This window comes from Mucilaginibacter gynuensis, assembly GCF_039541195.1.
GTDB classification, from domain to species: domain Bacteria; phylum Bacteroidota; class Bacteroidia; order Sphingobacteriales; family Sphingobacteriaceae; genus Mucilaginibacter; species Mucilaginibacter gynuensis.
The window spans coordinates 173845-188515 of the sequence record NZ_BAABFT010000003.1; the positions used below are offsets into that span (position 1 = coordinate 173845).

A 14671-nucleotide genomic window follows, 5' to 3' on the forward strand; every position below is an offset into this window, starting at 1 on the left:
TATGCAAACCGATAAAAACACCGCTACAGAAACCTCCGCCGAAAAAGCCGGAGGCAGCAGCGCGTCAAATATTCAGCGTAAACTATCGGTAGGTGCCGAGAACGACCCGCTGGAGCACGAAGCCGATGCCATGGCCGACAAGGTGATGCGCATGCCCAATACGGCTGCCATACAGCGTAAGTCGGCTTCAGGACCCGGACCTGGTTATGATGATGAGCGGGTTCGCCTTAAACCATTAGCCAGTCAGATCACCCCATTCATCCAAACAAAAAGTAAGGGCGAAAGTACCGTGAGCGATGCCGTATCGGGCCGTATCAGGAGCAGCATGGGTGGCGGCAGCCAAATGGCCGATGGTACTAAAAGCTTTATGGAAAGTAGGTTCGGCACCAGCTTTAGCGATGTAAATATTCATAACGGCGAAGAATCAACTCAGCTTAACCGGTCGCTCAACGCGAAAGCCTTTACAGTAGGCAACAATATTTATTTTAACAAAGGGCAGTATCAACCCGAAACCGATAGCGGCAAACACTTGCTGGCGCACGAGTTAACGCACGTAGTACAGCAAAAAGGAGGAGCAAACACGGTTAACCGCAAGGTTGATACCTACCGCACCGAAGGTATTAACACACCTGATATAGGCACCATTGCCGGTAAAGATTACTGGCTGTATGTAGTTGGCGAAAAGTATGATGTAACCTTTGCCCCGAGGATGAATACCAATGCGGAGGAAAAACACGCGGTACTAAGTGCTGCATGGGCTAAGCAACCCGGTAGTGTTGCCGCCGCGTCGGAGATGATTCTGTTAATTCCGGGTACAAACCGCGCTGCGGGATCAAAAACCCTGATGTACAAGGCTGTATTTAAGCCCAAGGATGCCACCATAAAGGACGATAAACCGAAGTTGAGTTTTACATTCATCAGTGAAGTAGGCACTGCCGAAGCAGCGCAAGCTTTACCGCAGGGCTATACCACTAAAGGCCATAACGTAACCTATAACGATTTACCCGACGACTATTTTGATAAGTTTCCGGATGCCAAACAGCAAATTTTATACTGGATAGAAAGCAATAAGGCTACTGATCTCAGCAGCGTACTCACGGTAGAAACTACGGTGAAGACAAAAAGGAAAATGATCAAATTTAACATAACAGGTACTAAAAATGCCAAAGGTGTTTTTGATGGCACCATTACTTATTTAGGTGAAAATGTAACTGATGCACCTGTATCGGTAGGTTATAACGATAAAGATTATGGCGATCTCGAAATAGAAAAAGCGCAAAAAAATAAAGACTATAAGCTGGGCGCTGTAGATGTAAGTAAGGTGCCTGCGGCAGAGCGTGTTTTTGTAAAATATATGGCGGCTACTTATGCCAAAAAGGGATCAAACAATGCCGAAGTTGATGTAATAATACCTATCGATACAAAAAAAGTGCTGTACACTTTCCGGTACATCAATAAAACCAACGATGTTGAGGTAGAACGGATCGGTGAACTGGGTAAGGAGGTAAGCTTTAGCGGTGTATCTATCCAAAACGCGGCCGGTTTCGCGGCAGCCAATACTGATGCGGCCGCATTAAAAACATGGCTGGGGCAACGTTACAAGGGCTTAACCATTAAGGGTGCCACCCAGGCCGATATTATTAAAGAGGCCGATACCCAATTGCAAAAAGAGGCAGGAACCGCAGCATGGTTCAACAAAAACTATGGCATGTCTGTACTCGACAGTACGGAGGGCGCAGATAGGTGGCAGAAAACCCATGGCTGGACAGAACCGCAAACCTGGGGTATGAAAGATTTTACCACTGCCGAATTAATGCTTTTAGAGCAAGCTTTGCAAGCACAAAGCCAGCCTATGTTAACTGCCTTAAAAGGCGTGAAGTTTACCCGCCAAAACAATGAGCGCGATAAAAAAGGAACATCAACCAATAGTGATACCGCCGGGTTTACCGCCGGCAATACCAGCGAACGGACAATAACTATTTACGACAGGTTCAATCTTTCCGAAAATATCATGTTTGTTGGCGATAAGTCGAAAGTGCATAATACCAGTCTGATGACTATAGTGCACGAAATGGGGCATGCCGTAAGTTTTGGTCAAACAGGGGTTGAAGCCGCGTTTAATGCTTTTGTGAAAAAGAATAACATTCCTGCTGTTACCGCTTATGCGGGTACTAAGGTAAATTCAGAATCATTCCCCGAAGCTTACGCGTTGTTTCATTTAGATCCCAACTGGATGAAAACCAATATCCCGGCTATGTATACCTGGTTTGAAACTTTGAGCACCAGTGGCAAAGCGCCGTAACAGGAGCATAAAATAGCCGGATTTAAAATAAACCAATCTTAGTTAACCGTTCAACAGCAAGCAAATGCACGAAAACGCCACCCTCGCCAAAACGCCCCAAAGCACACCCGCTGCTGTGGCTAACCAGGTTGTGCCCGTGCAGGAACAGGCAGAACAGGAGCCGAATTTAATGCAGTTACTGCCCGTACAGCTTAAGCTTGCCGTTGGTGCGCCCGATGATCCGCTGGAGCAGGAAGCCGATAGCATGGCCGACAAGGTGATGCGCATGCCCGATACCAAATTTGTACACCGCAAATCGCCGGGCTCCGGGTATGCAGAAGATGAGGTTCAGCTAAAGCCATTGGGTGGCAGTAAAGTACCTTTTATTTCAACCCAAAGTTACCGGGTAACAGCCATTCAGCCAAAGCTTTCGGTAGGCGCGCAGGATAGTCCGTTAGAACGGAAGGCTGATAGCATGGCCGACAGGGTAATGCAAATGCCCGCTGCATCATTTATCTATCGCAAAGCAACAGATGGTGCCCTTTATGATGATGAGCATGTGCGTTTAAAGCCATCTGCCAATATCCTGATGCCATTCATCCGCACCAAAAATGAGGATGATGAGGTGAATGATTCGGTTGCTGCACGCATACAAACCAACCGTGGTAAGGGCATGCCGCTAAGTGGCGGCATAAAAGAATTTATGGAAAGCCGTTTCGGGGTCGATTTCGGTGAGGTAAGCATACACACCGGCGACGAAGCTGCCCGTTTAAATGCTGCTTTAAATGCGAGGGCTTTCGCGGTAGGTAACGATATTTATTTTAATGCAGGCGAGTACCGCCCCGATACCGATGAGGGCAAACATTTACTGGCGCACGAATTAACCCACGTAATTCAAACATCAAAAGCATCGCTTAATAAAATTAACGACCAGGTTAGTTCAGTTAATGGCGACGATAAGATACTAAAAGACCCCGACCCAAAACTGGCCACTGCCGATGATGAACAACTGTTGTCATTAGCATTAGGAATGTTGAAAGCCCATCCACGTGGTACGCAGCGCAGTGGTGCTATAAGTATTTTGGTAGCCTTGGCCCTTAAGCAGGGTGTGGCACAACAACGCGCTGCTCAACTTATAAAGCAAATGCTTGCCGGCGTGCCTGACAAAAATATTGATGATCACTCGGCAGCTGTAGAAGAGTTGCAACACTGGGTAGCCAAAAATATAGAGGGATATGATCTTTTACTATACGGTAGACTATGGTATGCCGATCACGGTAAAAATGAAATTGGAAGCAGCAAGGTTATAGGCCCTTTTCGCACATGGTTGCATTATAATCAGGGCAAGTTTGCTATAGATTATTTAAGGAGGAAAGCCACGGGCGCAGATAAATTGCAGGCAAATATTGCCGGCCGTATTGTGGTTGATTTGCTTGAACTTGAAAACGATCCCGAATCGCAAAAATATAAGCCAAACTATGCTGCTTTAAGACAAATGGCACAGGCAAATGGCCTGGAAAGTTTCGGCAGCATTGGCATGGCATCTGCCACACCTATTATATTTTCGGCCCTTAGTGCCATGCGCCAGCAAATGGAGGTGTTGCTAAGAATGGTTAAGTTAGGGCCTTTGGGAGATCAGTGGTCTGATGCCGACCAGAAACTGCTTACGGATAAAATAAACAGCCTTAGCGTGAAAGGGATGCAGGTGAGCAGCGGTAGAATATCCTTCAGCGCCGAAAACCGTGAGGAAACTGAACACTATATACTTACTATCAGCGCTGATGCCAATGTAAACTGGCTGCTTGATATGGCACAAGCCTTTACCATAGCGGCAGATACGGGAGGCCGCCTGCAAAACCATACCGAGTTGCTGCATCAAAACGCGGAAGCGCTTGATAAGCTCATGGGTGCCAAAAATATGGAGCAAAGCGATGAACGTTTGGCCCTTTTTGATTTGCGGCACGAATACATTACCGAATGGCTATCTATACTGGGCGAAACCTTTAAGGGCAACGTCGGTGAACTTGCCGAAAATTACCAGGCCCGGATAGATATGATTGACCGCAAGGTTGAGCATTTTGATGAGGTAATTGCAAAACGGAAATTTAAAACCGCACGCGAGCATTACGGTAAATACTCGGGTATGTGGAACGATGGTAACAACGCGTATCCGGGTAATGATAAGTTACAGGAAGCATTCTTTTTTACCATGCGGCGCGTGCTTCAATGGGAAAAGGATACCTTATCACAACGGTTTGCTACAGGTTTTTCGGGCACAATGGGTGGTAAACGGGTGTCAATGGCACCGTCTGACGATTATATCACCACCGATTTGCATGTGGCTACGGCTCTTGAAACGGATACCAATATTTTCGGGATGCAGTCGGCGCTGTTTTTGGTTTATGCATCAAACCTGAACCTGCATAACACCATGATAAAAAGCGATATAGGCTCGGCCGATTTTAGGGCCGAGCAGGGTAAACGCTTAACAGACATGCGTGCCGAACTGGAAGGTTTGTGGAATAAGAATGATTTTGAAACATTCCTGAAAAGAACCGACGCTTACCAGAAAACAATGGAGAGCGTAGCCGAGGACATTAAAGACCGGGCAAAGATCGATTTTCTGATCAACCTTGCCATTACGCTTGTAGCCGCGCTGGTTACCGAAGGGGCCGCGCTTGCGGTAAGGCTGGCTTCGCTTTCTGAAATGCTTGCCCTTGCCCGTACCGCGCGTGCCATCTCATCCATGTCTACCTTGTTCGAGATAGGGGTATTTACCTCTGCCGAACTCACTATGCAGCACATGGCCTTCGGTAAAGAGATAGGCGCGTCAGAAGTTGTTAAATCAGTTGCTACCAACCTTGCCTTTATGGGGGTATTAAAAGGAGTAGGCAAACTGGCCGAACCTTTAGCTAAGGGCAGCCCTATACGGCAATTAATGTTCGGGCACCTGATTACTTTTACAGGTGTGGCATCAATATCAGCAACGGCAACCCGTATCGAAACCGGGCACTGGCCGCCGGATATTGCCTTGTTTTTAGCGCAAACCGCCACAACTTATTTATTGATAGCGGGTATGCATCACGCTTTTCAGCGTATGGTGGCCAAGCCTGCCATCAGCAATGCAGCCAAAACACGGTTAGAAAATCTAAACGCCTCCAACGAAGCACTGGAGGTACAATTGAGAGAAAAAGTGCTTTTTGGTGAACTAAGCAGAGCTGATTTTGAAGTTATGCGCACCGAGCGTTTACGATTAATAGAAGAAGCGCGTTTGGTAGGAGAGGTGCTGAAGGATGGCGGTGTAATTTCTGCGGCCGAAATGAAATCTATAAATGCCGTGGCTGAAAGTGCCAAGCTGGATGCCCAGAATGCAACTTTCCCTATTAACGGCCCATCAGGAGGTAAAACGGTATTGGCTTTGCCTGCACCTGATTCTGTAATAGAACTTACCCGAGTTGGCGATACTGATACCTATGTTTATGATCCGAACAAGCCGCATACCGGGGTTGATAATATGCTTGCCCGGTATAAAGAAAAAGGCTTTAAAACAGAAGGCAATAATGCGTTAACAAGGGTTATTGATCCGGTAGGGCGTACCCGGTTTTTACTTACATCGGCACCGCAAAAAAATACCCGTTTGCTTTTACCTGCCGGTATTGGCTCTGATGCTCCTGTTAAAAGCGCGCTTGAAAGGGCAACCAATATAAGCGAAGCCCAATTGCCTGCCTTGCGCGCCCAACTGGCCAAAATAAACCGCGAAATAGAGGTGAAACTACCGGCCGATGGTTATGCCGATCATACTATACTGGCTACTATAAGCATGCTGGTTGAGCAAATGAGCATACTTACCCCCAACTGGCCTATTGATGGTGTACGAGGCTTAGCCGATGCCATGGCGCTGGAACGAGGTATCTCGCGCCGAGCTATAAGAGCTTTGTTTAAAGCAGTGCCCACCAATGCCATTGCCGATCTGTTTGCTAATTACCATGTTATAGTAACCAGTCCGAAAGTAAAAAATGGCAGCGAGTTTTTAATAGCCGAAGACCTGCGGCCCGGCAATAGCGTAAAACTGATTGATGCCTGGATGAAAATTCGTGAAAAAGGCTACGAATTACCCGAAGACATGGATATGCGCGCCGTAAGGGGCGTATTGCGCCAAATAGATAAGATGCCCGGCGGATGGCTGCAATGGTTATCAAACATTGCTAAAGAAAAGCGGGGCGATTCATTACGGTCGGTTAGCGGATTGACCGATCCATCGGTAACGATGCCTAAAAATGTTACCGAGCTGCTGGCTAATCTTAGTGCTGATATAGCAGGTCATCCGGGCCTTAACCCATTGGCCGGGGCAAATGGCGAAGCCTTCGTAAAACAATTAGAGGCCGTACCCGGTGCGGGTAAATTTGCCGAAGCGCGGTTACGCCAGGGTTTTGTGATAAAAGTGGATAACCTGCGCCTGCAAGTAGCCATGCTGGTACAAAGCCCCGCGCTGCTACACGGAAAGTGGGAGTTGCTATTGGGCGATGCTAACGAAGTAAGGCAAACCACCGATGTATTATTAAAAGGCGGTAAAATATTAACAGCTGATGGGTATATAGGGCCGAAGGCGCCTTTGCCAAATGTTAGCCTAATTGCATTTAACTTGCCCGGAGGCGGCAACGTACTTAATGCTCCGGCAAGTATGGACGTTCATATTGATCTGTTATACACCGAGGGCGATGGTAGTTTATCGGCCATGGAAACCACTACTGCCGAGTTAGGCTTACCTGCGGCATGGAGTTCGCTCGACCCTGAAAGTCCGAATTATAAAAATACAGATATTGATTGGAAGGCTGTTGACAGCAACATATCATCGCACCGCAAATTTATGCAGGCGGTTAAAATATATCAGCTTAACAAAATGGCTACCGCGCTGGGTACGGCATGGTCCGGACAGCAGGTTAATCCGGCCAATATGTATATGCGTGCCGGCGACTTTAGTGCACCGGCCGCCCGTGCGCTCGAAAGCCTGGGCTTTAAATTACAAAACTTACAGGGTAAAACCGAAACAGCAGCACAGGTAGTTGCCCGTAAAAGGAATGTTAAGCAAGATGCCAAAACAGCAGCTTTTCAACTCAAAATAGCATATAAGCCTAACCAGTTCGGGGTCGACAAGATCAGCTATAAACCCGGGGCAGAATCGGTAGCCGAAATCCGTCGTTATTATAGTAAGGAGATAATTACCGGTCCGGATAAGGATGGTGTTATTGTAGTGCAAATGAGCGACGGATCGAAGCTTACTTTCTACCCTGAAAACAAAGAAGCTACTTTCACCAAAACCTTAATTGAACGCCCCGCAACCAAACTCGACCCGAAAACGCCGCATTCTATAAGTATTCAGTGGAGCAATATCGGTAGCATACCAGGTATTAAGATACAGCGTGGGCCTACGGCGCCTATCGTTACGGCCAAAGATTTTTGGAACGAAACTGGCGACAAGATGTACGACATTGTTAAAGATGGTTATTATATGAAATATAATGCCAACGATGGCCGGTTGCTGATAGGTGACGTGCAAAAGGGAGAGGTGCTGGGCTTTTATTTGGATGATGCCCGTAACTTCCCTAACCCACCTTACGGTGAAGTACTTATTAAAGATCCGATGAAAGATATGCCGATGGCTATTGATAAGCTGAGAGTGTATCATGGTTTAACCGGAAAAAATGCACCATTAACAGGTAAATTCAGCAGCGGAGCTGTTATTGTGGGTGATCCTAATAAAACCACTACTATAGTAGGCGCTTTTGTAGTGGTTGACGGTAAGGTTACCTATACCGATATGCCGCAGTTGTTCGATAATTTCGGCAATCTCAAAAATGCCGATTTCGGTGCCAAAAAAGGTGGCTTTAATGTGTTGAATGTGGGCGAAGGTTTCTACGAACCGGGTACTTTCTTTGATAAGTATAACCGCCCGTGGTTGTTAGAAGCAATAAAAAGAGATGATATTTTTTATTCCGCATCTGACCCTAAAAGGGATATCTTTATATTTCAGCGCGATTCTAATGGCGATTGGATAGAAGTGCCCGATCCGGTTACGGGTTTGCCTGTGCGTAAGCGTACCGGTTTTGGCAAAGAGGTGCAAATATTAGAGCAAAACGGCTACAAGTATGATGTTGCAACAAAAACGTTTAAAAAATAAACTATCATGATAGGGGGATACAACGGTTTTGCCGATGACGTGGCGGCCATTTTTGCCGATACTATAAAACAATACGGATTTAGGCTGATACAATCATCATTTGATTTGGCTAAGTTTGAAAATGATAAGGTGCAGCTGATATTTTCTATTGTTGAAGAAACCATGGTGATGTCGGTAAAAACGGATGCCGGTATATACAAAGTAACCGACGTAGCTATACTGGCTGATAAAGCCTTTTATGATAAATGGGAGGCCGACAGAAAAGCGGCGTGCGATCCTTTGTCGCGTGAGGATTATTATAAAATGTACCTGGAATATTATCATGTGTTATCAGATAAATATTTTGCAGATACCTATGCCACAGGTAATATACCAATGCAAGCTGAACACGACGATATGAAACAAAAGCGTGATCAGCTAAATGAAAGGTATAGCCGGGCATGGCAGGCCGTGCAGGAGCTGGACTACGAACATCCTATACGGCAAAAATATATTTTTGATGATCCTACATGGGTTAACGATATGTTGGCGCTAATGGAAGAAAAGTAATACTAAATATCCATACATAAAACCATCTCGCCCCAAAGTATGTTGCCTGAATATTCATCTTAGAATATGCTAATGTGTAAGCTCCAAAATATTAAATAATTTACGCGTAAATGGATTTTACAATAGAAACAAAGGATCTTATCAGCATATTAATGTCGGTAATATGTGGTGGTATTATAGGTTTAGAGCGGGAGTACAAGCATAAATCGGCGGGGTTTCGCACTATTGTACTCATCACGCTGGGGTCCACCATATTTACTATCGCGTCGCGGCATGGCTTAAAGTCGGATGATAGGATAGCGGCAAATATTATTACAGGTATAGGTTTTATTGGTGCCGGTGTGATCTTTAAAGATCAGTTCTCTGTAAGAGGGTTAACTACTGCCGCCGTTATCTGGACATCGGCCGCCATCGGCATGACGGTGGGTATAGGTTACCATGCCCTGGCGTTGCTGTTAACCGTTGTTACCATGTGCATATTACTGCTGATGAATCGTGTTGAAAAGATGGTGAGCCTGTTGCAAAAGCAGCGGCGATTGAACGTTACCTTTCGCACGGCCGATTTTGAGCAGGTAAAAAATCTCGAAGAAATGTTGAGCAATAAACAATTGATCGCAGATCGCTTGCAGGTAAGCAAAGATCAGGATACGCTTACGGTGGTATGGCACATATCCGGCAAGAAAGCCGTATTGTTATCTCTCAACGAAGTTCTTGCCAATATGCCCTCGATTATCAGTTTTAAATAATGCTTTATGCCCCGTTCAATTAGGGAACACCAATACCGGCACATGCACGTGAGCAGGCAGTATGTGTTTAATCGTTCCGTTCAATAACTCCCTGAAATGGTATTGATGGTTCACTAAGGCAATCAGGTTGGTATCCATGGCATGTACCATAATATCTACCGCTTTATGTATATCGCGTTCTTTAATATTATTGAAAAATAAATTATCGTATTTAACGTAGCGGCTTATACCATCGCTGAAAACCTCAGTGGCATACTGCTGATCCATATCGGGCAGACCATCGGCCGGTAAATGAGCTATTTGAATGCCTGCCTGGTAAGGTTTCGCCAGGGCCGAAAGGTACCTTACAACCGGTAACTGGCAATAACGAAGATCGGCAAGATAGCTTACCGTTGAAAAATCGGTAGTATGGCAATCCTCGGGGATAAGCATCAGCGGGCACCTTACTTTGTTAAGTATGGTATGTATATTTAATTGTGGTATGGTGTTACCAACGTTAAGCGCATTAACTATCATCCAGCTATCGTGCTGAATAATGAGCTGTGATAATTCCTGCTCAGAAATATTGTGGGCGTCAATGTATTCCGTTGAGGGTTGAAAGGCGTGCGGAGTAACTTCGGAATGATAATGTACCGGATGCAATGCTTCATCTGTAATACGATGAGGTCTGCCTGCCACCAGTACTTTTTCCTGTACTGTACCGGCAACGCTAACCGGGTTAACGTTAGCGATAAGCAAATTGGCCTCTATCCGGGCGGCCATATTCCGGGCAAAACGGATAACCTGCCGCGCATGCGCAGAGCTATCATTGATAACGAAAATGTTTTTCATACTGGGTAGCTTGAGAATATATATCTAACGCCAAACTACCGGCATTTGTGAGCAGCAAATTAAAACCTGACCAATGGTTGACAATAGGCACTATTATCGTGGCATTTATCCTAAAAAAGGGGATTTTTGAGCTACTGGATAGGTTTTTCTCGTAAATGGTTGTGCTGACCATTATGCTCATTTTATCGAGTGTAGTAACCATTTTGGTGGCGTAGATTATCGCCTCACGGGTTCAACTATATTAATCCCCTCTTCGCCTGCAATTATCGCTTTCGATGCCATTTGGTAAAACAGCGAATGCTCAACCACGCCGGGCAGCATCTTAATGTGCGTGTTCAGTTGGCTAAGGGCGGGCAATTGTTTAAAATGCACATCGAGCAGCATATTGCCATTGTCAGACATTACTGCGCCATCCTTTTGGGTTCCGGTGCGCAGGTTGATGTTAATATCCGCGAAATCGTTGGTAAATCGCTTAATTACCACTTGCAGGGCAGCCGGTATCACTTCTATCACCAATGGATAAGTGGTATCCAATTCCGGAACAAATTTAGAGTTATCGCCGATGATAATAAATTCGCGGGCCATGGAGGCCAGTATCTTTTCGGTAGTGTGGATGCCCCCGCCGCATTTCAGGGCGTTTAGTTGGATATCAAACTGGTCGCAGCCGTCAAAATAAATATCGAGACTGTTAACCAATCCCGGCGATTTAACATTTAAGCCATGCCCGGCCAGCAACACCGTAGTTTTAAACGATGAAGAGGTAAAACTAAGCGTACCTGATAACTCGCTATCCGCAGCTAATAAATTAACGAGGTGAGCAATGGTTGTCCCTGCCCCTAAACCTATGGTTTGGTTCGGCTTTATCAATTTCAACGCTGCTTTGGCAGCTTCCAGTTTATGATCTGTCATGGTGGTAATATAGTTATCTGTCAACAAAACAGCGCAAAATGTAAATAAATAGTTAGCAAAAAGAAAACTTCGAGACTTGGAAAGACCTTACCTTATGAGCCGACTATCCCAAATCGGAAAGGTAAGCTACTAATTGCTTAAAAACTAAAAATGCCCGTTACGTGTAAAGCATAACGGGCATTTCAGTTTTATGTATTTGCATTTATGACTTCCGGTTGCTTACATTTGCGGGCATAACAATAAAACACTCAATCATTTGCGCCATGTAATCGTGTCAATAATTCATTTTTAAATGAAACTTCCCCATCCCCGGGGAGGCTGTGACGCTTATTATCTTTTATTTTAATCTTTATAACATGGCTATATCGCAAAAATATGGTCGTACGTATCATTATCCGTTTTCGCCCGGTACAACCAGCGACGATCGTATACAGCACGACTATTGGGAGTATTTACAAAAAATACCCACATTAATACATACTGAAAAACTCGACGGTGAAAATAATTGTCTGTCTAAACACGGTGTGTTCGCCCGTTCGCACGCGGAACCAACTACATCCCCATGGACGGAAAGTTTACGCCGCTACTGGCAACTTGTAAAGCACGATCTGGGTGATCTGGAGGTCTTCCTGGAGAATCTGTACGCTATACATTCTATTGAATACCGCAACCTCGCACATCATTTTTACGTGTTCGGTATTCGCGAGAACGATAGGTGGCTAAGCTGGGAAGAAATCAGGTTTTACGCTGCGATGCTCGATTTGCCAACGGTACCACAATTGAGTATTGTAAAGCCCAGCAATGATAAAATTGCTTTTGAAAAGAACGCGCTGGCTTTGGCACAGGGCATTGGTTTATTGCAACCGCATGATGCAATTACTGGGGCGCCGGTTACTATGGAAGGTATTGTGAGCCGGAATGCCGATGGCTATCATGTTGACGATTTTGCACATAATGTATTCAAGTATGTACGCAAAGGACATGTAAAAACCGATCAGCATTGGACACGTAACTGGAAACGTGCCCCGCTGAATAACGAAGGGAGGGTTTATGTGGACAGTAAGTGAAAATAAAAACTGGGATTTTTTGCAGCAGCGTTTTAATTGGGTTGCCCGCATGGATGATGTACCGCAAGATGTCATTTACCATGCCGAAGGTGATGTGGCCATACATACACAAATGGTGCTGGCTGCTTTACTGGCCGAACCTGCCTTTCAGCAGCTTGATGTGCAAGCGCAGGAAATACTTTGGGCGGCCGCTTTACTGCACGACGTAGAAAAATACAGTACCACGGTAATGGAAGCTGATGGGCGCATAACCTCAAACGGGCATGCACGCAAAGGAGCAGATACCTCGCGGCGTCTGCTTTACCGTGACATGCCTGCTCCGTTTGCCATACGCGAACAGATAGTTGGCCTGGTACGTTATCACGGTTTGCCGCTTTGGGTTTTTGAAAAGCCCGATCCTGCAAAAGCGCTGATAATGGCTGCCGCCGAAGTAAATACACAATGGCTGGCGCTATTGGCCCGTGCCGATGTAAAAGGGCGTATTTGTAATGATATGGATGACCTGTTATTTAAGGTTGATTGTTTTGAAGCATTTTGCCAGGAACAGGGTTGCTGGGGCGTTCCGCGTGCATTTTCATCTGATGATGCACGTATGTATTACCTGCAACACCAGGATGCGTACCTTGATTATGTGCCTTTTGATAAGTCGGCGGCCGAAGTTATTTTAATGAGCGGTTTACCGGGTGCTGGTAAAAATACATTCATCAGCAAGCATTACCCGGATATGCCGGTGATTTGTTTGGATGATATCCGTAACCAGTATGGAATATCGCCGACCGATAAAGCCGGCAACGGGAGGGTAATACAGGAAGCCAAAGAACAGGCGAGGGTTTTTCTGCGGAAACAGCGGCCCTTTGTTTGGAACGCAACTAATACTACCCGGCAAATGCGCGCGCAATTAATAGAGCTATTTACTACTTATAAAGTAAGTGTGCGTATTGTTTATATTGAAGTACCGTATGCGAAACTGCTACTGCAAAACGGCAGCCGTGAGGCGGCAATACCGCTAAACGCATTAGAGAAACTCATAGATAAGCTGGAAGTGCCCGGACCTAACGAAGCACACGTGGTACAATACCAGGTGCTTTAAATATTGTTTAAAAAGCCGGTACTTTAAGTAAGGGGCCGGCTTTTAAAATTTATGAGGTGGGGAAAACGAGGTGAATCAGACATAAACAAAGTCATCATCCAATCAAAATATATTACAGTTTGGCAATTTGTTCGGGGTACAAAACCTAATATGTACTTTTGCCTGTCAACACGGTAGATATTATAGATAAAAAGGTATACATAATGAATGACGATTTTTACAGTCAGTTAGTTGAAAAGGCACCCGGTACCAAAGTGATTCCGCCTAACGCGGTTATTGCTGCCTGGGCGCAAAGCATCATTCATCTTCTATATCCGGAACATGCTGGGCAGGTGTTCAACTCTGTCGACGATGTAAAACAGCACATGGCAGCGTTAGAAAACGAGCTTGCCGGGTTTATACTAACCTGCAACAAACAAACCGACGAGCCATGCCGCAGTTTAGCCACACAGTTTTTTGAAGGACTGGAAGAGCTTTACCGTTTACTCAATACCGATATACAAGCTATTTATAACGGCGACCCTGCCGCGCGCAGCGAGTTTGAAGTGATACGTACTTATCCCGGTTTTTATGCTATTTGCTTTTACCGCATAGCGCATTTACTTCATGAGTTAAATGTGCCTTTTGTGCCGCGGATCCTTACCGAGCACGCGCATTCCAAAACAGGGATCGATATTCACCCCGCCGCTGTTATAGGCGAATATTTTCATATAGATCATGGTACCGGCATTGTTATCGGCGAAACATGCACCATTGGCCGTTATGTAAAAATGTACCAGGGCGTAACGCTTGGCGCGCTTAGTGTGCGTAAAAATATGGCGGGTATTAAACGTCACCCTACGGTGCAAGATCGTGTGGTGATCTATTCCGGTGCTACCATTTTGGGTGGCGACACCGTGATAGGGCAGGATAGCATCATCGGCGGCAACGTTTGGCTTACCGAAAGTGTTGATCCCTTTGCTACGGTATACCATACACCCATGATCACCGTAAAAAATACAACTGAAACCCATTAATACG

At 45.6% G+C, this 14671-nt stretch carries 9 protein-coding genes; 7 read left to right on the top strand and 2 right to left on the bottom strand.

The window, feature by feature from the left end; genetic code table 11:
* Position 1: 1 nt before the first annotated feature.
* The 4 genes from ABD894_RS07195 (at position 2) to ABD894_RS07210 (ending at position 9754) form a co-directional block, all read left to right on the top strand.
* Complete coding sequence (locus tag ABD894_RS07195) at positions 2-2302, top strand: eCIS core domain-containing protein (protein WP_345210325.1); 2301 nt, start codon at positions 2-4, stop codon at positions 2300-2302.
* A gap of 64 nt (positions 2303-2366) precedes the next feature.
* Positions 2367-8459 (top strand): eCIS core domain-containing protein, encoded by a 6093-nt coding sequence (locus ABD894_RS07200; RefSeq protein WP_345210326.1) that lies wholly within the window; start codon positions 2367-2369, stop codon positions 8457-8459.
* 6 nt (positions 8460-8465) lie between these two features.
* The gene (locus ABD894_RS07205) at positions 8466-9008 is read left to right on the top strand and encodes a hypothetical protein (protein ID WP_345210327.1); all 543 of its coding nucleotides are present in this window, start codon (positions 8466-8468) and stop codon (positions 9006-9008) included.
* A gap of 110 nt (positions 9009-9118) precedes the next feature.
* Positions 9119-9754: an MgtC/SapB family protein gene (locus ABD894_RS07210; protein ID WP_345210328.1), complete on the top strand. Its 636-nt coding sequence runs from the start codon at positions 9119-9121 to the stop codon at positions 9752-9754.
* Positions 9755-9769: 15 nt separating this feature from the next.
* Here the strand turns inward: ABD894_RS07210 and ABD894_RS07215 are convergent, their stop codons facing one another.
* Together ABD894_RS07215 and rpiA are read right to left on the bottom strand one after the other, a co-directional pair.
* Positions 9770-10585, bottom strand: a complete 816-nt coding sequence (locus ABD894_RS07215) for a hypothetical protein (RefSeq protein ID WP_345210329.1) — start codon at positions 10583-10585, stop codon at positions 9770-9772.
* A 216-nt stretch (positions 10586-10801) separates the two neighbouring features.
* Complete coding sequence (gene rpiA, locus ABD894_RS07220) at positions 10802-11494, bottom strand: ribose 5-phosphate isomerase A (protein WP_345210330.1); 693 nt, start codon at positions 11492-11494, stop codon at positions 10802-10804.
* A 356-nt stretch (positions 11495-11850) separates the two neighbouring features.
* On the opposite strand from rpiA, the gene ABD894_RS07225 reads away from it, so the two are divergent.
* The 3 genes from ABD894_RS07225 (at position 11851) to ABD894_RS07235 (ending at position 14667) form a co-directional block, all read left to right on the top strand.
* Positions 11851-12561: an RNA ligase family protein gene (locus tag ABD894_RS07225; protein WP_345210331.1), complete on the top strand. Its 711-nt coding sequence runs from the start codon at positions 11851-11853 to the stop codon at positions 12559-12561.
* Positions 12545-13651, top strand: a complete 1107-nt coding sequence (locus ABD894_RS07230; RefSeq protein ID WP_345210332.1) for an AAA family ATPase — start codon at positions 12545-12547, stop codon at positions 13649-13651. The genes ABD894_RS07225 and ABD894_RS07230 overlap by 17 nt, the downstream gene beginning before the upstream one ends.
* Positions 13652-13809: 158 nt before the next feature.
* Entirely contained in the window at positions 13810-14667 is an 858-nt protein-coding gene (locus ABD894_RS07235) for a serine O-acetyltransferase (RefSeq protein ID WP_345210333.1), read from the top strand.
* The last annotated feature ends 4 nt before the right edge of the window (positions 14668-14671 follow it).

Bases quoted from the DNA above. Each gene is read 5' to 3' on its own strand.
- ABD894_RS07230 (WP_345210332.1), top strand. From the start codon at position 12,545: ATGTGGACAGTAAGTGAAAATAAAAACTGGGATTTTTTGCAGCAGCGT.
- ABD894_RS07225 (WP_345210331.1), top strand. From the start codon at position 11,851: ATGGCTATATCGCAAAAATATGGTCGTACGTATCATTATCCGTTTTCG.
- ABD894_RS07200 (WP_345210326.1), top strand. From the start codon at position 2,367: ATGCACGAAAACGCCACCCTCGCCAAAACGCCCCAAAGCACACCCGCT.
- rpiA (WP_345210330.1), bottom strand. From the start codon at position 11,494: ATGACAGATCATAAACTGGAAGCTGCCAAAGCAGCGTTGAAATTGATA.
- ABD894_RS07215 (WP_345210329.1), bottom strand. From the start codon at position 10,585: ATGAAAAACATTTTCGTTATCAATGATAGCTCTGCGCATGCGCGGCAG.
- ABD894_RS07210 (WP_345210328.1), top strand. From the start codon at position 9,119: ATGGATTTTACAATAGAAACAAAGGATCTTATCAGCATATTAATGTCG.
- ABD894_RS07205 (WP_345210327.1), top strand. From the start codon at position 8,466: ATGATAGGGGGATACAACGGTTTTGCCGATGACGTGGCGGCCATTTTT.
- ABD894_RS07195 (WP_345210325.1), top strand. From the start codon at position 2: ATGCAAACCGATAAAAACACCGCTACAGAAACCTCCGCCGAAAAAGCC.